The 19195-nt window shown below is 52.7% G+C and carries 14 protein-coding genes and 1 tRNA gene; 12 read left to right on the forward strand and 3 right to left on the reverse strand.

Going from position 1 to position 19195, the window contains the following annotated elements; all coding sequences use genetic code 11:
- Positions 1-185: 185 nt before the first annotated feature.
- Positions 186-1664, forward strand: coding sequence for an ABC transporter substrate-binding protein/permease (locus NFX39_RS05090; RefSeq protein WP_252443636.1), 1479 nt, complete (start codon positions 186-188; stop codon positions 1662-1664).
- Positions 1665-1819: 155 nt separating this feature from the next.
- Here the strand turns inward: NFX39_RS05090 and NFX39_RS05095 are convergent, their stop codons facing one another.
- Positions 1820-2851 carry a lactonase family protein gene (locus tag NFX39_RS05095; protein WP_252443638.1) on the reverse strand — a complete coding sequence of 344 codons (1032 nt, stop codon included), beginning with the start codon at positions 2849-2851 and terminating at the stop codon, positions 1820-1822.
- A 232-nt stretch (positions 2852-3083) separates the two neighbouring features.
- Between NFX39_RS05095 and NFX39_RS05100 the strand changes: the two genes are divergently transcribed.
- The 8 genes from NFX39_RS05100 (at position 3084) to NFX39_RS05135 (ending at position 8984) form a co-directional block, all read left to right on the forward strand.
- Positions 3084-3662 (forward strand): cadmium resistance transporter, encoded by a 579-nt coding sequence (locus tag NFX39_RS05100; RefSeq protein ID WP_252443640.1) that lies wholly within the window; start codon positions 3084-3086, stop codon positions 3660-3662.
- A 19-nt stretch (positions 3663-3681) separates the two neighbouring features.
- Positions 3682-4023, forward strand: a complete 342-nt coding sequence (locus NFX39_RS05105; RefSeq protein WP_252443643.1) for an ArsR/SmtB family transcription factor — start codon at positions 3682-3684, stop codon at positions 4021-4023.
- A gap of 185 nt (positions 4024-4208) precedes the next feature.
- Positions 4209-4727 carry a tRNA (cytidine(34)-2'-O)-methyltransferase gene (locus NFX39_RS05110; protein ID WP_252443645.1) on the forward strand — a complete coding sequence of 173 codons (519 nt, stop codon included), beginning with the start codon at positions 4209-4211 and terminating at the stop codon, positions 4725-4727.
- 95 nt (positions 4728-4822) lie between these two features.
- Positions 4823-4894 (forward strand) — tRNA-Glu (locus NFX39_RS05115).
- A gap of 155 nt (positions 4895-5049) precedes the next feature.
- Entirely contained in the window at positions 5050-7446 is a 2397-nt protein-coding gene (locus NFX39_RS05120) for an FtsK/SpoIIIE family DNA translocase (protein ID WP_252443647.1), read from the forward strand.
- 326 nt (positions 7447-7772) lie between these two features.
- The gene (locus NFX39_RS05125) at positions 7773-7910 is read left to right on the forward strand and encodes a hypothetical protein (RefSeq protein WP_252443649.1); all 138 of its coding nucleotides are present in this window, start codon (positions 7773-7775) and stop codon (positions 7908-7910) included.
- 45 nt (positions 7911-7955) lie between these two features.
- Positions 7956-8297, forward strand: a complete 342-nt coding sequence (locus NFX39_RS05130) for a trypsin-like serine peptidase (RefSeq protein WP_252443651.1) — start codon at positions 7956-7958, stop codon at positions 8295-8297.
- A gap of 6 nt (positions 8298-8303) precedes the next feature.
- Complete coding sequence (locus tag NFX39_RS05135) at positions 8304-8984, forward strand: S1 family peptidase (RefSeq protein ID WP_252443764.1); 681 nt, start codon at positions 8304-8306, stop codon at positions 8982-8984.
- Between the two features lie 62 nt (positions 8985-9046).
- Here the strand turns inward: NFX39_RS05135 and NFX39_RS05140 are convergent, their stop codons facing one another.
- Positions 9047-9547: a hypothetical protein gene (locus tag NFX39_RS05140; protein ID WP_252443656.1), complete on the reverse strand. Its 501-nt coding sequence runs from the start codon at positions 9545-9547 to the stop codon at positions 9047-9049.
- A 10-nt stretch (positions 9548-9557) separates the two neighbouring features.
- Positions 9558-11216 (reverse strand): adenine deaminase, encoded by a 1659-nt coding sequence (ade, locus tag NFX39_RS05145; RefSeq protein WP_252443658.1) that lies wholly within the window; start codon positions 11214-11216, stop codon positions 9558-9560.
- Between the two features lie 389 nt (positions 11217-11605).
- Between ade and NFX39_RS05150 the strand changes: the two genes are divergently transcribed.
- From NFX39_RS05150 to NFX39_RS05160, 3 genes are all read left to right on the forward strand, one after another.
- Positions 11606-11767, forward strand: a complete 162-nt coding sequence (locus NFX39_RS05150) for a KxYKxGKxW signal peptide domain-containing protein (protein ID WP_252443660.1) — start codon at positions 11606-11608, stop codon at positions 11765-11767.
- A 66-nt stretch (positions 11768-11833) separates the two neighbouring features.
- The gene (locus NFX39_RS05155; RefSeq protein WP_252443662.1) at positions 11834-12526 is read left to right on the forward strand and encodes a DUF1542 domain-containing protein; all 693 of its coding nucleotides are present in this window, start codon (positions 11834-11836) and stop codon (positions 12524-12526) included.
- An 18-nt stretch (positions 12527-12544) separates the two neighbouring features.
- Positions 12545-19102, forward strand: coding sequence for a DUF1542 domain-containing protein (locus tag NFX39_RS05160; RefSeq protein WP_252443664.1), 6558 nt, complete (start codon positions 12545-12547; stop codon positions 19100-19102).
- Positions 19103-19195 lie beyond the last annotated feature (93 nt).

The following is a 19195-nucleotide window of genomic DNA, read 5'->3' on the forward strand; positions in this document are numbered from 1 at the left end:
GTGATATTTTTTGCATAAAAAGCTCCTATGATTAAATTATATCGAACATTTTTGTCCATAATTTAATCATAGGAGCCGGAAAAGGTTCGTTGAAAACGAGTCTTTCTTGCTTCGCTGGCGTGACAACGCCTTCTAATTTTTGTATAATTAATAAGTTAAATACGCTTAAATTAAGGACATTTTGCATGCAAAAACTGACTAAGAAAAATTGGGCAACAGTCCTCGTCCTCCTGACCTTATTCTGTTCACTCGTCTTGGCACCCCTCGGTGCGGCAGTGAACGCCCAAGCCGACAGCACCGACCCCGCCTTAGAGAAGATTCAAAAGCAGGGCAAGTTGGTCGTTGGTCTTTCCGCCGACTACGCGCCATACGAATTCCACACGCAGGTGGATGGTAAGGATAAAATCGTCGGCTTCGACGTTTCTTTGGCCGAAGCCATCGCCAAGAAGCTCGGCGTGAAGCTCGAAGTGAAGGACATGGGCATGGACGCCTTGCTCGGCGCCATGAAGACCGGAAAGATCGACATGATTGTTTCCGGCTACTCCGCCACCGAAGACCGCAAGGCCCATGTGGACTTCTCAAACGTCTACTTGAAGGCGCCACAAACGATGCTCGTTTTGAAGAAGAATGCTGATAAGTTGAACGACTTGTCTGCCTTCTCCGGCAAGAAGGTTGGGGCACAGACCCAAACCATTCAGGAAACGGAAGCCAAGAACATTGACGGCGCCTCCGTTGTTTCCTTGCAGAAGTATCCCAACTTGATTTCACAACTCTCACAGGGACTCATTTCTGGTGTGGTTGCTGAAAAGCCAATCGCGGATGCCTACGCCGAACAAAACAAGGACTTGAAAGTCATTAACCCCGGCTTCTCCGACGACGCCACGGGTGCCTCAGCCGTTGCCATGACGAAGAACTCGCCCGCCTTGCAAGCCAAGGTGAACGAAGTGATTGACCAGGTCACAACGGACGGCACCTTTGCCGGTTGGCAAAAGAAGGCCAACAAGATGATGCTTTCAGGCGAAGGGAAGTCCTACTGGGATAAGTACGGGCACTACTTCCTCTCTGGAACGTTCATCACCTTGGCCCTTGCTGTCTTGGCCGTCTTGATTGGAACGACGCTTGGAACGGTCTTTGCCCTCCTTAAGTTGTCTTCCGTGTTCTTGTTCAAGGCCATTGGTAACATCTACGTCGAATACGTCCGTGGAACGCCGTTGCTTGTTCAAGCCTTCATGGTCTTCTTCGGTGCCCAGGCGCTTGGTTTGAACCTCTCAGCCTTCGCCTCTGGAGCCTTGGCCATGGGATTGAACTCTGCGGCCTACGTTGCTGAAATCATCCGTTCTGGTATCGAATCCGTGCCAAACGGCCAGATGGAAGCCGCCCGCTCCCTTGGGTTCACCAAGAACCGCTCCATGCGCTTGATTATCTTGCCACAGGCCGTGCGCACAATCTTGCCAGCGCTTGGAAACGAGTTCGTGAACGTCATCAAGGAAGGTTCCGTTATCTCCGTTATCGGAGTCGGGGAGTTGATGTACGAGACATCCGTTGTTCAGGGTGCTTCCTTTGAGCCATTTATTCCGCTCATGATTACGTCGCTCATTTACTTCGTCTTGACGTTCTCAATCTCACGGGCGCTCGGCTTTGTCGAAAGAAAGATGAAACGTTAATCCCTCACGTTTTAAAAAAAGCGCGACACGTTAAGTGTTGCGCTTTTTGTTTTCCCGAAGGGATGATGAGAGGCAGACCCATTTGGGGCTGTCTCTTTTTTGTTTTGGTTAATAAAAAAGTCAGGCCCGACCGGGCCTGACTCATTCTTGTTTGATTAGTCTTCGAATGCCACACGGACACCTTCGGGAATCACGAAGTCCTCTTGAACCAACGTCAATTCACCGCTTTCTTCGTCACGGGCAAAGACCGTCACGTTATCCGTTTCCTGGTTTGGCACAACCAAGAACTTTTCTTCCGGATCAAAAGTCATGTCGCGAGGGAATGACCCTTCCACCGAGATGTTTTGGATGAGCTCGATTTCTGAACCCATGTTTTCCACCTTGAACACAGCAATCGTGTCGTGACCACGGTTTGACGTGTAGATGAAGCGGTTGTCAGCTGACACACGGATGGCTGCCGCACCGTTGTGATCGTCCCAATCCGTTGGGATCGTTGACGCCGTCATCAAGTGGTCGAACGTTCCATCTTCCTTGTTGTACTTCAAGACAGACAAGAGGGATGACAATTCCCCAAGTAAGTAGGCGTAGTGGCCGTCCTTTGAGAAACGGATGTGACGCGGACCGAATCCGGTCGTCGCTTCGTAGCGAGCCACTTCCGTGAGCTTGCCGTCATCTGCAACATCGAATGTCACGACTTCGTCCGTTCCAAGGTCCACCACAACCAAGCGGTTGTCCGGCGTCAAGTTGGCGAAGTGCACGTGTGATGATTGCTGTTCCGGACGTGGGCCAGAACCTTCGTTTTGCCAAGTGTCTTGGAGCTTCAATGAACCGTCTGCTTGAATCTTGTATGATTCCACCGTACCGCGGTGGTAGTAGCCCGCAAAGACCAACTGACGTTCTTCGTCAACACCGATGTAAGCCGGCGTTGAACCGTCTGACATGTTGGCACCAATTTCTGTCATTGGGCGCTTGCTGTTGTCGAGCGCTGCCACACCACCCTGGTCACCGCGCTTATCAACGGCGTAGAGCTTGTTTGCCTTTGAGAGGGCGAAGTAAGTGGGGTTGGTAGCAGAGAACACGTCCTTAGCGTTTGACAACTGACCAGTCTGGTCGTCGAAATCCGCTTCGTAGATTCCCTTTGAGGTCTTTTTAGTATAGGTACCGAATAGTACGTGGCGAACAGTCATGTTCAGAAAAACTCCTTTTGTCTTTGTTTTGTTGCTTACTATTATAACATAGGCCGGACTGTTCATTTAACGGAGACATTTTCTCTTTTTCTAGAAGAGGGTGGTGCCGATTTCTGAAATTTTAGTTGACGACGATTAAGACATATTGTATTCTGTTCATATGATAAAACGTGAATATCAATGATGTGCGTTCGAAACGCCGATATATGATGCGAATTTGAAAGGATATAAAATGAACATCTCACTTTTGACACTGACCTTCTTGGCCGTGAACCTCGACTTCTTTATCATGCTGCTCTTCTTATTGAAGAAGTACAGCTTGAAGTCCGTGCTCTTTGCCTACGTTATCGGAAACGTCCTCTTGATGACCCTGAGTTTCGTTGCAGGGCAAGTGCTTGAGGCCTTCTTGCCCGAATGGATTCTTGGAATTCTTGGTATCATCCCGATTTACCTGGCCTTTAAAGACGATGATGACGATGAAGACGCCGACGTGAAGAGCAAGTCACCGTTCTTGATTGTCTTGGGAACGTACCTGTCCGTTTGTGCCGGCTGTAACCTTGCCATCTTCTTGCCCGTTTTGTTGAACGAAACGGTCGCAACCTTTGGCATGACCTTGGCCTACATTTCCGTTTTGACGATTGCGATTGTCTTGGTCATTAAAGCGATTGAAAAAGTCAAAATTGTGGGTGATGTCATCGAGCGCTACGGTGAAAAATTGATGAAGCTTTGCTATGTGTTGATCGGTTTGTACGTCTTATTTGATAGCGGATTCATCGAACATGTCGTACAATGGGTAGCAAGCTTACTCTAATCAAAGGAACGGTTTAATCATGCAAGAAGACTATTTGATTGAAACCCATCATCTTTTTAAGGTCTTATCCAACCCGACGCGGTTGAAAATCTTGATTCTCTTGGAAGACAAGGAACTCTCCGTGACGGAAATCGTTAACCAGCTGCAGATGCAGCAGTCCAGTGTTTCCCACCAGCTACTGAAACTAAAAGAACACCAGTTGGTCAGCGCTCACCGCTGCGGCAAGAGCATCCGCTACCAGCTGCGTGATCCCCACGTTTTGAAACTGCTGGACATGGCCTTGGCCCACAGTCAGCACGTGGTCAAGAACGAACCACACGATTACGGAACGGAAGAGAACAAGGATTCTTGCGACCGTTAACTTAAATAAGGAGCAGTGCGCGATGGCGTCTGCTCTTTTTTGCTTCTTTGAAAGGCGGTTTGAGACCGCCGTTCTATGCTAAAATAGAGGAGCGAGGTCGGGCCGGTTCGGCTGGGACTTTGACATTTTCGAAGCCGTTATGATGCGCTTCGAACGAATAACACTAAGAAAACTGGGGATTAACCATGACCAACCACATCGTTTTATTTGAACCCGTAATGCCGGCTAACACCGGTAACATTGCGCGTACCGCCGCCGGTACGAACGCGGTATTGCACCTCATCGAACCTCTTGGTTTTGACATCTCCGACAAGGCCGTGAAGCGTGCCGGCCTGGACTACTGGGAACACGTCAACCTCGTGACGCACCCATCATTGCCAGACTTCTTGGAGACAATGAAAGAAGACGATAAGCTCTATCTTGTCTCAAAGTTTGCCAACATGGATTATACGGATCCGGACTACAGCGCAGCAGCCGGGGCGGGGGATAACTACTTCCTCTTTGGAAAGGAAACCACAGGTTTGCCCGAAGTCTTCATGCGCCAGAATCCAGAAAAGGCTATCCGCATTCCGCAAAACGACAGCCACATCCGTTCGTTGAACCTTTCAAACACCGTCGCCATCGTGTTGTTTGAGGCTTTGCGTCAGCAAGATTTCGCTGAATTGGACAAGGTTTACACCTACGAACAAGATAAATTGAAATAAAGTCAAGAAAATGTAACAAAAGGGTTGCGCGGGGTGAATATCCTTGCTATACTAACATAGTTGTTTGATAGCGATATCAAGTAACAACTGACCATGGCCCGTTGGTCAAGTGGCTAAGACGCTGCCCTTTCACGGCGGAATCGAGAGTTCGATTCTCTCACGGGCTACTAAAAAGTCGCAAGCATTTGCTTGCGGCTTTTTTGTTGTCTAAAATCTGTTACAGACCTGCAATAGTAAGGGTAGAGCGTCCTTTTAGCTTGTGCTAAGATAGGAAGAGTAGTTATCACTTTAGAAGGACTTCCTTCTATTATAGGAGAGATTCATGGCGAACAAGAGAAAGACGAAAAGTCGCTCACAAAAAAAGATGACGCGTTCTGGAGCAGCCACGCAGGTGCTCTCTTTGGTGACGGCCATTATTTTGTCCGTCTTTGCCATCTTTAAAATCGGCCTCTTTGGGGTATACCTGGCAGACATCGTGCGTTTCTTCTTTGGAAACCTCTACCAGGTCTCACTACTGGCTGTTATTTTCATGGCGGGTTACTACCTGATCATGGACAAGCCCTACCCAATCTCCGGGCGCATCTACGCGGGCCTTTCCATGCTGTATTTGGCAGCCACGATGTTTTCATCTTTGCTGTTCTTCACGCAGGCCACACTGCCTGATGGTTCAGCCATGGAACAGGTGCTTCGCATCATTGGTCAGGACTTCCAAAACCAAGTGGCGACCACGCCAGTTGGTGCCGGAATGCTCGGGGCCATCCTCTATCAATTAACCTTTACCTTCCTTTCAAACGTCGGAACGGTGATCATCATCGTCGTGCTGTTTGTTGCCGGTGCCATCGTGACCTTCAAGTTGCCCGCCCGTGACATGGCGCAGAAGTCCGTGCAAAAGGCACAGGAAAAGGCCGTCGAAATCCGCGAGAAGCAGGCTTCACTTCGTGACCAACGCGCGCTTTTGGGCAAGAAGGACAAGCAGGACTTGACCGACTTCGGCGACGACCCATTCGGTTCCGCCCACAAAACGGAACCAAGCGGTGTGGACGACGATCCGTTTGCGCCCGTTAACCCTGCCTTGACGGAGGGGGACGCTGCTGGGGATCCCGTTGAGCCAACGATTAACTGGCAGGAACCGTCAGTCGCTCCGGTCCCTCCAATCGAAGACGTTATTCCGGACGGAAGTAAGGGGACGGAACAACCGGCTAGTCCGTACGAACACGTCCGAGCGGGCTCGGGCGGGGACGACTTTGACATGGGCGAAAGCAGCGTGTCTGACGACGACTACGAACTGCCAAAGACGACGTTGCTGACGAAGACTAAGGCGACCGACCAGTCGGCCGAAGCCAAGAGCTTGAACGGCAAGTCCCGCCTCGTGCACGACACCTTGCAATCCTTCGGTGTCGAGGCGACGGTTTCCTCCGTTTCCCTCGGGCCGACCGTTACCCAGTATGAATTGAAACCGGGACAAGGTGTGAAGGTCAACCGAATCGCCAACCTGGCCGACGACTTGGCCCTGGCGCTCGCCGCCAAGTCCATCCGTATTGAGGCGCCAATCCCTGGTAAGCCATACGTCGGAATCGAAGTGCCAAACGACACGCAGGCGGTTGTTGGCTTCCGCGACATGATTGAACAGTCCAAGACCGTGCAAGACGACTTGCTCACGGTGCCCCTTGGACGTGACGTTACCGGTAACATCGTTTCCGTTGACCTCGCTGCCATGCCCCACTTGCTTATCGCCGGTTCAACCGGTTCCGGTAAGTCCGTTGGGTTGAACGGCATCATCGTGTCACTCCTATTGAAGGCTAAGCCTTCCGAAGTGAAGCTGATGATGGTCGACCCAAAGGTCGTCGAGCTTTCGATTTACAACGGTATTCCGAACCTGCTCACGCCGGTGATTTCCGACCCTAAGAAGGCCGCCAAGTCCTTAAACAAGCTGGTCGAGGAGATGGAAAACCGTTACGACTTGCTGGCTCAGTTCGGTAAGCGAAACATCGGTGAGTACAACCAGGCCGTTGAAGAAAACAACAAGCATGCCAAGGAAACCGGCAACGCCATCATGACGAAGCTGCCCTACATCGTGGCCGTCGTCGATGAATTCGCCGACCTGATGTCGACCGTCGGTTCTGAAATCGAAGTCTCCATCGCACGTCTTGGTGCCAAGGCCCGTGCCGCCGGAATCCACATGATTTTGGCCACGCAGCGACCTGATGTGAAGGTGATTAACGGAACGATTAAGTCCAACATTCCTGGACGAATCGCCTTCCGTACCGCTTCTGGAATCGATTCCCGTACCATCTTGGACGGGAACGGGGCCGAGAAGTTGCTCGGACGGGGAGACATGATCTTCGCGCCACCGGGCAAGGCCCACAAGCGTCTGCAGGGTGCCTTCATCTCAAACGACGACGTGACCGCCGTTGTGGACTTCGTGAAGGACGAACAGGATGCGTCATACGACGATAAGATGACGGTGACGGACGAAGAAATTGCCCAAGACGAGGCCGGTGTCGGTGGTGACTCCGACGACGAGCTCTTCGACGAAGCACTCGAATTCGTTATCGACCAGCAGAAGGCGTCAACGTCGCTTCTGCAACGTCGCTTCCGCATCGGATACAACCGTGCCGCCCGCTTGATTGACGACCTTGAAAACGCCGGCTACATTGGACCGGCCGACGGGGCTCGTCCGCGTCAGGTGAACCTGGCAAAGAAGCCGGACGCTGAATAAAAAGAAATGATAAAAGCAGCCCTTTGGGGCTGCTTTTTTGTGTGCCTGTTGGTGGCTGGGCACGATTTCGGTGTGTGAAGAAGAGGCGCTTTGGCCGACGTGTGTTCTCGATGGTGCGTGGGCGTTCTTTCTGTGTCCGGCAGGGAGGTTGTGCCCGGCATTTGCTTTGGACGGTGCGTGGGCGTTCTTTTTGTGTCGGGCCGTGGCGCTTTGCCCGGCATTTTTGTGACTTTTGTATAACATGCCGTCATCTGATGTTAGTTAGGCCAAATCCGTTGTGTCGGGGCTTTTGGGTGCTATATTTCAAGCAGATAGGAGGTGAGCGGATGAAAGAAAACGACAAGACGCCACCGCTGATTGAAAGACGGCAGGACGGCCTCGCCCTGGTGCTGCACGCCTATGTGGTTGCCCGCAGCAAGCTTGATTCCTACCTGACCTGTGGCTGGTATCCGATTCTCTGGTAGGCCCTTTGCTTGACGTTCGAAAAGTTGAGTAAAGGAGAATCAAACATGAAAAAACTTCGGTTGTTACAAGCAGGCCTTGTGGCTTTGACAATTCTGGCAGGTGCGGTTTCCGGCACGGAATCCGCCTCCGCCTTCATCTTCAATCCGGTCAAGTTCCAAAAGGGACGTGTACCGGACACTTCGCTTTCGCCCTTCTCGTCCGTGGTCTTCATCGTGGACGAACTGACGGGGGAGTCGGGTTCCGGCGTGCTGATTGCACCGGACATGGTGCTGACCGCGGCCCACGTCGTTTTGCGTAACCGGGCACCACAGACGGCGTCAGGTGGTTCACACCTCTGGCCAAGACAGCTGATTGAACCAAGCTCGATGCGCATCTTACCCGCCTAAGGTGGTATCGCCGGACCAGAAGCGGTCCGTTATCCGTACGGTCATCAGTACCGTGGCCAGAGCGTCTCGGTTCGGGCGGACTACTTTGACCAGGCACTCCGTCCAGAAGGAGACGCAGGGGATAACGACCTGGCCCTGATTCGCTTGAACATGCCCGTCTTTGGGGCCGACGTACTGCCTTTGGCAGAATTCCGGCCACAGGACGTGAACCGCGAGGTCGTGTCGGCGGTCGGCTTCCCATCCAGCCTCGGCTACGGCCACAACGGCGGACCGGGCAACGACAACGACAACATGTACGTGGACTACGGCACAATCGAGGCGATGACCAACCGGCAGCTGCTGACCCAAAACGTCGATTGGACGAACGGACAGAGCGGAGGACCCATCCTGAACTCCCAAAATCAGGTCGTCGGCATCATCTCGGCCTCGAACGAGTACGGGAACTTCGCCACGCGCATCGACGCCGATTTGAACTGCTGGATTCAACAGCAGCTGACGAACCATGACGAAGAGCTAGCGCCGAGCTCGGCCCGTGGTCGCTGGCGTCAGCTCGGTAACCGACGGGTCTACTTTGACGCCGACGGGGTGGCTGTCCGCATCACGACGCAGCGCGATGGAAACGATGGCGAGGAGCCACTAGACCTCTCGATTCCAAAGAATAAGAACCACACGCACGACGAACTCTAATTGAATGCAGCAAAAAAGCAGGTGAGCGATTCGCTCATCTGCTTTTCTTTTTTGTTCGTTCTTTACGCGCTAAAGAATGGCTTGAATTTCTCTTTAAAAGTCCCGTCCGGATCGTTCACGTACTTCCTGTAGCTTGCCCAGTAAGCGTCTGCTTGGAGTAAGGGCTTGACCAACTCTTCTGGGAAGGCGTCCTTTGGAATTCGCCCCTGGTCATCGCGCTTACCTTCGTATTCCTTCTGGAAGTCTTCGAAGCGCTTTTCAATGACAATCGCTTCCGGACCAAACCAGTTGTGGGCTTCGGCCGTGAAGAAGAATTCGTCGACTTCGTAGGCCTGCCAGTCGGGTTGGTCAACGGCGATGTTTAGGGGACGGACCAGCTTTTGAAGTTGGACCTGTCCGAGGGCGATGTCGGCTACGCAGGCGGCCATGGAAGAAGGTAGGCCGGGTTGGCTGTTTTCCTTGGCGACCAGCAGGTAGACACCCTTGATGTTTTCGTTTACTTTGACCTCTTGGCCCACGAGGACCTTCATGAGGATTTCGGCTGGAATATTAATCGCTTTCATAGGCACTATTTTAATCTTGAATGTCGATGAATTCAAACTTTTCGACGTCGAAGAGCCCCTGGTCGGTAATCTTCAATGATGGGATAACCGGCAGAGCCATAAAGGAGAGCGTCAAGAACGGATCGAAGTCCAAATCAGAAATTTGAGCAAAGGCTTCGTTCAATTGGTCTTGCATCGCAATCAGGTCTTCGTATGGCTGGTCGGACATGAGCCCTCCGATAGGGAGGGGAAGGGCGGTGATTTCGCCGTCTTGAACGACGACCTGACCACCACCAATTTCCTTCAACTTTGAGACGGCCAGCAACATGTCATCGTCATCCACACCGGCCACGATGACGTTGTGGGAGTCGTGTGCGATGGTTGAAGCAATGGCCCCGGACTTCAAGTCCAAACCCTTGATGACGCCTAGTCCAGAACCGAGATCGTGGTAGCGCTCCGCGACAGCGACTTTGGCATGGGTTTCGTTTGGAAGGAAGTTACCATCTTCATCCGTGTTCACCGTTTCAACGACGTGCTTAGTCGTAATGTGGTGGGGTTCGATTTCGATGATGTGGGCGGGCTTATTGCTGTCCAACTTCAGTTCCAAATCTTTCTTATCGAAAGTCAGGTTGATTTGTTGACCTGGCAACCAGAGGACGGGTTCCTTCTGGTCCTCGAAGAACTCACCAGCAATCATCGTCTGCTCGATATCGACCGTCTTCAGGTCGTTTAGAATCAACAGGTCCGCTTCAAATCCCGGTGCAATCGCTCCGACGTTCTCGAGGTGGTGGGCCTTGGCGGCGTTAAATGACGACATCGTGTAGGCGATTTCAGGCGCGATGCCTTCTTCAATGGAAAGGGCCACGTTGAAGTTGATGGATCCCTCTGCCTGAATGTCGGCCGCGGACTTGTCGTCCGTTGCAAAGGAGAAGTGGCTCTGGTTTAGCGGTGTCACGGCCTGGAGGAGTTCCTTTTCGTCACGTTCCACCGTTCCTTCGCGGACGAAGATGTTCATCCCGGCTGAAATACGGTCGAGCGCTTCCTGCTTCGTGCTGGCTTCGTGGTCCGTGTCAATCCCGTAAGCACGGTAAACGGCCAATTGGGCGGGCGTCAGTCCGGCGCCATGACCGTCGACGTGCTTACCGGCCTCCCGGGCGTCTTGAATCTTTTGGAGCATGTCAGGATCTTGACCGGCGACGGCGGGGTAGTCCATGACTTCGGCCAAGCCGGCAATTTCATTGTGCTGGTAGAAGGGCTTCAAGGCGTCGGCGTCAAGCGTGGCCCCCGCGTGCTCGAAGTTCGTACATGGCACGGATGATGGCAGCATGTAGTGCACGTGAAGCGGCGTCTTCTTGGCGGAATCAATCATGTACTGGATTCCGGACACACCGGCAACGGAAGCGATTTCGTGTGGGTCGGCGAAGATGCGCGTGACACCCTGCTTCAATGACAGACGACCGAATTCGGACGGCGTCAAGAGGGAGGATTCGATGTGCAGGTGACCATCAATCAAGCCGGGCACGATGTACTTGCCTGAGCAGTCGACCACGACGTTTGCTTCGTAGGCGTCGGATTTACCAACAAAAACAATCTTTCCTTCTTTAATATAGACGGGCTTTTGTTCGAATTCCTTTGTAAATACGTTTAAAACGTTAGCGCCTTGTAGGCAAAAATCAACGGACGTCGTCATGTTTTCTCCTCTTGTTCTCTCGTAAATTTTATTTATTTTAGCACATATAGCGGTAAAATGTTCGGTTTTCTTTATCCTTTTTCTCATCCTGTCAAAGTCAAAAACGACCGTGATGGATGCTTTGAACTTTCTAAGACAAAGTATCTTAAAAAACAATAATAAAAGAATTGATTGGTCTAGACAACTTGTTTGGAATGGCGGCGGATGCGATGGGACACTTTTCTAGGATTACCAAGGCTTTCTAATTAATCAAACATTAAATTCAAAAAAACCAATCTAAGTTAATGAATTTATTTAAATTACAGTGCCGTAACGGTATTGAAATAAAAGAAATATGAGCACATAATAGTGTTGTAATTATTAAATAAACATCTCTTTGGGAGGTCTGTATGAACACAGAAAATAATAAACAACACTACAAGATGTACAAAGCCGGACGGCGCTGGCTCTTTGCCGCTGTGACGGCCTTTACCATCACGGGAGGCTTAGTTGCCCTCGGCCAAGCGGAAGGGAAGAACCACTTCCTGCCAGGCCTTTCAAACGGGGCATAGGCCGATGAAGCCGATGGTTCCTACCAGGATAGGCCGGTCTACTTTGACGTGGATGGAAAATCTACCTTGGATGCTTCGAAAGCGGTTTATACTTTTAAAAACATCGAAACTGCGTACACAGGTATAGTTGGTGATATTCCTAAGCACCAAATTTATTCTGGACCAGAGGGAACGGTTTCCGTTGGTTCGACTGGTGTTTTCATTTCCGTTGGTTCGGATGGAAACCTGGAATTCGTGCTGGTGAAGGGTCAAACGACGAACACCTACACGGTTACTGGAAATGCTAAACTGTCGCTTTTTTGGGCAAATCCAACCGCTTCAAACCCAGGTTCAACAGCATCTGTTTCACTTTCCGGTGGAACTGGATCAAAGACCATTCAAGCCAATTTCAACACCGGTGAACGTCAGTTCATGTACTACGGAACGGGCGACTATAAGTCTGCTTTTAAGAGTTGGCAAAACGGTTCAACCACTGCTGGTGTCGCCCAGACCTTCGGTACCGGAAACGTTGGATTCTTAACGAGTGGAACAACGTTGAAGAGCAGTATGGCAGCTCGTGATAAAGAAACGACTGGTTCTGCTGATCTTAAGAAAACAAGGACCGCGATGCAAACGGTCTTGAACTCCATTAACAACAACAAGGACTTGACCCAAGACGAAATTGACCAGCGAACAGCTGATGTTAAGCAGGCCTACACGGATGCCTTGAATGAGTTTGCGACCCGTGATTACACGACTAAACAAGTCGAGACGACTTAAACCACTTACCGTGCCAAGATGGAACGTCTGCGTGATCAAACGCCTCAAAAGACCTTGAACGAACGTCGTGAAGCCGCTGACGCAGACAAGGCCTACAACGACGCCATCGATAAGTTGGACAAGGCGGATAACGCCCGTGACGTTGTAAAGGATTTGTCAGATGCCGAAAAGGCCATGAACGACGCCCACAAGCCAAACACTGGCCGTTTGGACGCCTTGAAGGCCGAATACAAGCAAAAGTTGGAAGCAGCTAAGAACACGGCTGAAGACAAAGTCAACAACGACCCAACGCTTACGAGATCTGAAAGGGAAGAAAAGGTCCGCCAGATTGAAGCGGCCTACGGCGTTGAAAACAACGGCATTGACGCGTTGACGGACGCCCAGGACTTGCAGAACCGCATCGACAAGGCACCAAGCTTCTTCGACGCCTTCACGACGTCTGGCGAAGACTTGGCTTCTCAGAAGGCAGCCGCTAAGGCCGCTGTTTCTGCAAAGGCCAAGGAATTGGCTCAAGACGCCAACAACCAGATTGATGCGGACTCGACTTTGACGGACGCACAAAAGGCTTTGAACAAGGCCGCCGTTGAAACAATCATCGACCAACGCTTGAAGGAAATCGATTCCGAAAAGACGGCCGACGCTATCGTTTCAAAGCGTGACGAATTGACGAAGGCGTTGGAAGACGCCGCCAAGACGGGTCAAATGGACCTCGACAAGGCCAAGGCAGAAGCCCTCACCGCCATTGAAAACGCCAAGAACGAAACGGATGCCAACATCCGCGACGACGACGCCCTTTCAAACGACGAAAAGACGGCCCAGTACGAAAAAGCCCAATCTGCCTTCGACACAGCTAAGGCTAAGTTGACGCCAGCTGATGGTTCAAACGCCACTGCTGACGCCATCAACGACGTGTTGAACAACGGTCCAAAAGCCATTAACGACGCTTACCAGGCCGGTAACTTGAAGCCAAAGCAAGACGCTGCCAAGCAGGAAATTGACGCAGCCGTTGCGCGCGCCAACAACCAGATCGACGAAGCGGTCGCCGAAAACAAGTTGGACACGAACGAAGCAGCTGCTCAAAAGCAAGCGGTTCAAGACGCAAAGGCCAAGGCCTACAAGGACATTGATGCTGCTAAGAACAGCAAGGAATTGAAGCAAAAGACGGCCAGCCACGTAGAAAATATCGACGGCTTATTTGATGCGAAGCAAAACGCCAAGGCAGCGATCGACCAAGCACAAAAGACGGCCGATGCTGACATTAACGGCAACGACAAGTTGAGCGACGGCGAAAAGGCCGCTCAAACGAAGGCGATTGACGAATTGGCTAAGGCTGAAAAGGCCAAGGTTGATGTCAAGCCAACGGATGCCGACGCCACGCAAGCCGGAACGACTGGTAAGCAAGCGGTCGACGATTTGGCTGCGGCTCAAAAGAACGCCTACGCCGCCATCGACGAAGCGGTTGCAAAGGCTAAGCAGGCCGTTTCAGACAACAGCCAATTGGGTGACACTGAAAAGGCCAACCAAGAAGCTGCCATCGACGGCGCTGCCAAGACGGCTAAGAACAACATTAACAACGCAGCTGACACGGCTGGCATTGATGCTGCCAAGACGAACGGTGTGAACACCATCAACGAATTGGCTCCAGCGAAGACTAGTGCCTACGACAAGATTGACGGCGCTGCGAGCGCTGCCAAGCAGGCTATCGCGGATGCTGGAACGGTTGACGCTGCGAAGGCCGACCAGGAAAAGGCCGTTGATGATGCCGCTAAGGCTGCTAAGAACAACGTCGACAAGGCTGAAAACAAGCCTGACGTTGAAGCAGCTGCCCAGACTGGCTTTGACAACATCCAAGGCTTAGCAGCTGCCAAGAAGGCCGCTTACGACGCCATCGACAAGGCCAAGAAGGAAGCGGAAGACGGCATCGATTCAAACGCTAAGTTGGACGACGGTCAAAAGGCCGCTCAGAAGCAGGCCGTTGAAAACGCCGCCAACACGGCCAAGGGAAACATCGACCGCGCAAGCGACGCCGCTGGCATCAACCAGGCCCAGACTAATGGTGTTGACACCATTAACGGTTTGAACGGTCAAAAGGACGCCGCCTATGATAAGATCGACGGCGCTGCCAAGGACGCCAAGAACGCCATCGCTGCCCTTGAGGCAAACGGTGACTTGACGCCTGACCAAGCAAAGAAGCAAGAAGACGCCGTTGATGCAGCCGCTAAGACGGCTAAAAACAACGTCGACAAGGCCGAAAACAAGCCTGACATCGAAAAGGCCGGCCAAGCTGGCTTCGATAACTTGAGTGCTTTGACGGATAACAAGAAGAACGCCTACGAAGCCATCAAGCAAGCGGCTGATGCTGCTAAGAACGCGATCGACGGAAACAGCGCCTTGGACGGTGGCCAGAAGGCTAACCAGAAGGCTGCCGTTGACGGTGCCGCTAAGACGGCCATGGGTAACATCGACAAGGCTGAAAACACAGCTGATGTGGATGCCGCTAAGAATACCGGCGTTGAAACGATCAACAACTTGAACGGCCAGAAGCAAGACGCCTACGACCAAATCAAGCAGGCCGCAGACGCTGCAAAGGCTCAGATTAACAACAACGAAGACCTCGACGACGGTCAGAAGAAGGCTCAGGTAGCCGCCATTGACGGCGCTGCTAAGACAGCCACGGACAACGTCGACAAGGCGGAAGACAAGCCGGCCATCGATGCTGCGGCCAACGCTGGCATCGCTGGCATCAACGACTTGGCTCAAAACAAGAAGGACGCCTACGCTGCCATTAAGCAAGCGGCCGACGCTGCTAAGGCTGCCATCGAAAACAACAACGACTTAGACGGCGGCCAGAAGGCTGCTCAAAAGACGGCCGTTGACGAAGCAGCGAAGACGGCAACGGATAACGTCGACAAGGCGCAAAACAAGCAGGACGTGGACAAGGCATCGCAGGATGGCGTGGACACGATTAACGGCTTGAACGACCAGAAGAAGGACGCCTACGACAAGATTGACGAAGCAGCGAAGAAGGCCGAACAAGCCATCGACGACGCTGGTACGGTTGATCCTGCTAAGACGGCTCAGAAGAAGGCCATCCAAGACGCCGCTAAGGCCGCCAAGGACAACGTCGACAAGGCCCACAACAAGGCTGAAATCGACGCGGCCGCTAACGCTGGAATCGACGGCATTAACGGTTTGGCTGCTTTGAAGAAGGACGCGTACGCGGCCATCGACCAAGCGGCGAAGGACGCCAAGGCTGAAATCGCTAACAACGGCAAGTTGGAAGCCGGTGAAAAGGAAGCCCAGGCAAAGGCCATCGATAACGCGGCCAACAACGCCAAGGCTGACATCGACAAGGCGGCCAACAAGGCAGCCATCGACGACGCCACGAATGCTGGTGTGGACAACATTAAGAATTTGAACGGCGAAAAGAACGCCGCCTACGACAAGATCAACGAAGCAGCGAAGAACGCAACGGACGCCATTGCTGCATCGGACTTGGACGGGGATGCGAAGAAGGCTCAAACGGACGCCGTGAAGAACGCCGCTGACGCAGCCAAGACAGCCATCGACCAGGCCGTAAACAAGCCTGAAGTTGATGACGCTACCGACGCTGGTTTGGCTAACCTGAACAACCTTGCGAAAAACAAGCAAGACGCTTACGCGGCCATCAAGCAAGCGGCGGACGCTGCTAAGGCTGCCATCGACGCCAACACGCAGTTGGATGGCGACCAGAAGGCTGCCCAAAAGGCAGCCGTTGACGGCGCAGCCAAGACAGCAACGAAGAACATCGATAACGCCACGAACACGGCTGATATCGACGAAGCCAAGAATAACGGCGTCGACACCATCAACGGCTTGAACCAGGCCAAGGCCGACGGTTACGCTACAATCGACGCTGCCGCTGGACGTGCCGAAGCAGCTATCGACGGTAACAGCGCCTTGGACGACGGTCAAAAGGCCGCTCAGAAGGCTGCCGTGAAGGAAGCCGCCAAGGCTGCCAAGAAGGACGTCGACAAGGCTGAAAACAAGCCGGACGTTGACGCCGCAGCAGCCAAGGGTGCCGCAGCCATCGACAATTTGGCCGGCTTGAAGAAGGATGCCTACGCCGCCATCGACGAAGCCGCCAACAAGGCCAAGGCTGAAATCGACAACAACACGAAGCTCGATGATCCACAAAAGAAGGCGCAGAAGGCAGCCGTTGACGCGGCGGCCAAGAACGCCAAGAACGATATCGATAAGGCGCCTGATGCCGAAACGATCGCCGCTGCCCAAAAGGCCGGCGTTGACAACATCAACGGTTTGAACAAGGCCAAGGACGCGGACTACGGCAAGATTGACGCAGCCGTGGCCGACGCCAACAGTCTCATTGATAACAACACGAAGTTTACTGATGATCAGAAGCGCGAACAGAAGACAGCTGTTCAAGAAGCAGCCAAGGAAGCCAAGGACAACGTGGACAAAGCAGCCACGGTACCTGAAGCCGACGCCGCAGCCGCAGACGGAATCGATGCTATCAACGCGTTGACGGGTGCTAAGCAGGACGCTTACGCCGCCATCGACGAAGCCGCTAACAAGGCGAAGGCTGAAATCGACGCCAACGACAAGTTGACGGATGATCAAAAGCGCGACCAGAAGGCAGCCATTGACGGTGCAGCCGACGCAGCTCGTGCTGATGTTCAAAAGGCAAAGAAGCCGGATACGATTAAGGAAGCGCAAGAAGCTGGTGTTAACAACATCAACGGCTTGAATGACGCGAAGGCAAACGCCTACGCCGAAATCGACGCAGCGGTTGAAAAGGCTGAAACAAGCATCGACCAAAACGATCAATTAGACGACACGGCGAAGAAGAATCAGAAGGACGCCTTGAAGACGGCCGCTGACGCTGAAAAGACGAAGGTCGACAAGACGACTACGGTTGCTGATGCGACCCAGGCGGGACACGCAGGGGCTGACACGATCGACCAGTTGAACCAGGCTAAGATTGATGGTTACAAGACGATTGATGAAGCGGCGAAGAACGCGGAAGCAGCCATCGACAACGCTGATTTGTCAGAAGGTGCAAAGGCTGCTCAAAAGGCCGCTGTGACAAACGCTGCTGCCGCAGCGTACAACGACGTTGACAAGGCAACGACCAAGCCTGAAGTTGAAGCTGCTGCCCAAGCTGGCGCAAACAACATCAACAACTTGGCCGGTGCTAAGAAGGCCGCTTACGCTGCCATCGACGACGCTGCCAACAAGGCCAAGGCTGAAATCGACAACAACACCAACTTGGACGGCGGTCAAAAGGCTGCCCAGAAGAAGGCCATCGATGACGCCGCTGACTTGGCAAAGAAAAACATTGATAAGGGAACGAACCAAGCTGAAATCAACAAGGCTCAACAGGACGGTGTTGATATCATTAACGGTTTGAACAACCAAAAGAAGGACGCCTACGACAAGATTGACCAGGCGGCAAAGGATGCGGAAGCAGCCATCGACAACGCCGGAACGCTTGACCCTGCCAAGACGGCTCAAAAGCAGGCCATCCAAGACGCCGCAAAGACGGTTGACCCTGCCAAGACGGCACAGGAAAACGCCGTGAAGGAAGCCGCTAAGGCTGCCAAGAACAACGTCGATAAGGCGGGCGATAAGCCAGCCATCGATAAGGCAGCCCAAGACGGTGCTGATGCCATCGCTAACTTAGCTGGTGCAAAGAAGGCCGCTTACGCAGCCATCGACGACGCGGCTAACGCTGCCAAGGCAGCCATCGATGCCAACGGCGACTTGGATGAGACTGCCAAGGCTGCTCAGAAGGCCGGAATCGACGCCGTTGCTGAGAAAGCAAAGGCGAACGTTGACGCACAATCAACGGTCGACGGCGCAACGAAGGCGGGACAAGACGGTGCTGCGGCCGTTAACGACATGGCTGACGCCCAGAAGAACGCATACGCCGCCATCGACGAAGCCGCTAAGGCTGCGAAGGCCGGCATCGATGCCGATCCGGACTTGGGTGACAACGCGAAGGCTGCTCAGAAGGCAGCGATTAAGAACGCTGCTGCCGCGGCGTACAACGCCATCGACGAAGCAACGAACAAGCCTGAAGTTGACGCTGCTGCAAGCCTCGACTCTGATTACGCTAAGCGAATCGTGGACGCACAAAACGGCACGATTCAAAACGTCGATGACAAGAAGAAGGCTGCTCAAGCCGGAATCGACGCAGCCGCAGACGCTGCTAAGAAGATCATTGATAATAACCCGGACATGAGTCCTGAAGAAAAGGCAAAGCGTAAGGCTGCGGTTGACGCAGCTGCCGCCACTGCCAAGGACAACGTCGAAAAGGCCAACAGCCTGGACGAAATCCAAGGACTCATCGACGAAAGCTCACACTTCGCAAAGGACGTGGAAGAAGCAACGAAGTACGAAAAGCCTGCTAACGCAACGAACGCTGCTGAAGCTGAAGCAAACAACGCTTCAAAGACAAGCGTCTTGCCAAATACTGGTACGCGTGCCGAGAAGTTTGCCGAAGGCGGTCTCATTGCTGCCATGATGCTCTCACTCGGATTGTTCCTCGGACTCAAGAAGAAAAACGATCAGTAATACCGTTTAACGGCCTGTCGTTTTGAGCATAAAAAAGACCCCAACTCATTTGTTGGGGTCTTTTTTGCGTTTTTATACCAGTTTCCGAATCCT

It is taken from the genome of Fructobacillus apis (assembly GCF_023893635.1).
Lineage (GTDB): Bacteria > Bacillota > Bacilli > Lactobacillales > Lactobacillaceae > Fructobacillus > Fructobacillus apis.

Excerpts from the sequence above, each read along its gene's own strand:
- NFX39_RS05130 (WP_252443651.1), top strand. The coding sequence starts at position 7,956 with ATGAAAAAACTTCGGTTGTTACAAGCAGGCCTTGTGGCTTTGACAATT.
- NFX39_RS05090 (WP_252443636.1), top strand. The coding sequence starts at position 186 with ATGCAAAAACTGACTAAGAAAAATTGGGCAACAGTCCTCGTCCTCCTG.
- NFX39_RS05125 (WP_252443649.1), top strand. The coding sequence starts at position 7,773 with ATGAAAGAAAACGACAAGACGCCACCGCTGATTGAAAGACGGCAGGAC.
- NFX39_RS05100 (WP_252443640.1), top strand. The coding sequence starts at position 3,084 with ATGAACATCTCACTTTTGACACTGACCTTCTTGGCCGTGAACCTCGAC.
- NFX39_RS05110 (WP_252443645.1), top strand. The coding sequence starts at position 4,209 with ATGACCAACCACATCGTTTTATTTGAACCCGTAATGCCGGCTAACACC.
- NFX39_RS05150 (WP_252443660.1), top strand. The coding sequence starts at position 11,606 with ATGAACACAGAAAATAATAAACAACACTACAAGATGTACAAAGCCGGA.
- NFX39_RS05105 (WP_252443643.1), top strand. The coding sequence starts at position 3,682 with ATGCAAGAAGACTATTTGATTGAAACCCATCATCTTTTTAAGGTCTTA.
- ade (WP_252443658.1), bottom strand. The coding sequence starts at position 11,216 with ATGACGACGTCCGTTGATTTTTGCCTACAAGGCGCTAACGTTTTAAAC.
- NFX39_RS05160 (WP_252443664.1), top strand. The coding sequence starts at position 12,545 with ATGGAACGTCTGCGTGATCAAACGCCTCAAAAGACCTTGAACGAACGT.
- NFX39_RS05120 (WP_252443647.1), top strand. The coding sequence starts at position 5,050 with ATGGCGAACAAGAGAAAGACGAAAAGTCGCTCACAAAAAAAGATGACG.
- NFX39_RS05095 (WP_252443638.1), bottom strand. The coding sequence starts at position 2,851 with ATGACTGTTCGCCACGTACTATTCGGTACCTATACTAAAAAGACCTCA.
- NFX39_RS05140 (WP_252443656.1), bottom strand. The coding sequence starts at position 9,547 with ATGAAAGCGATTAATATTCCAGCCGAAATCCTCATGAAGGTCCTCGTG.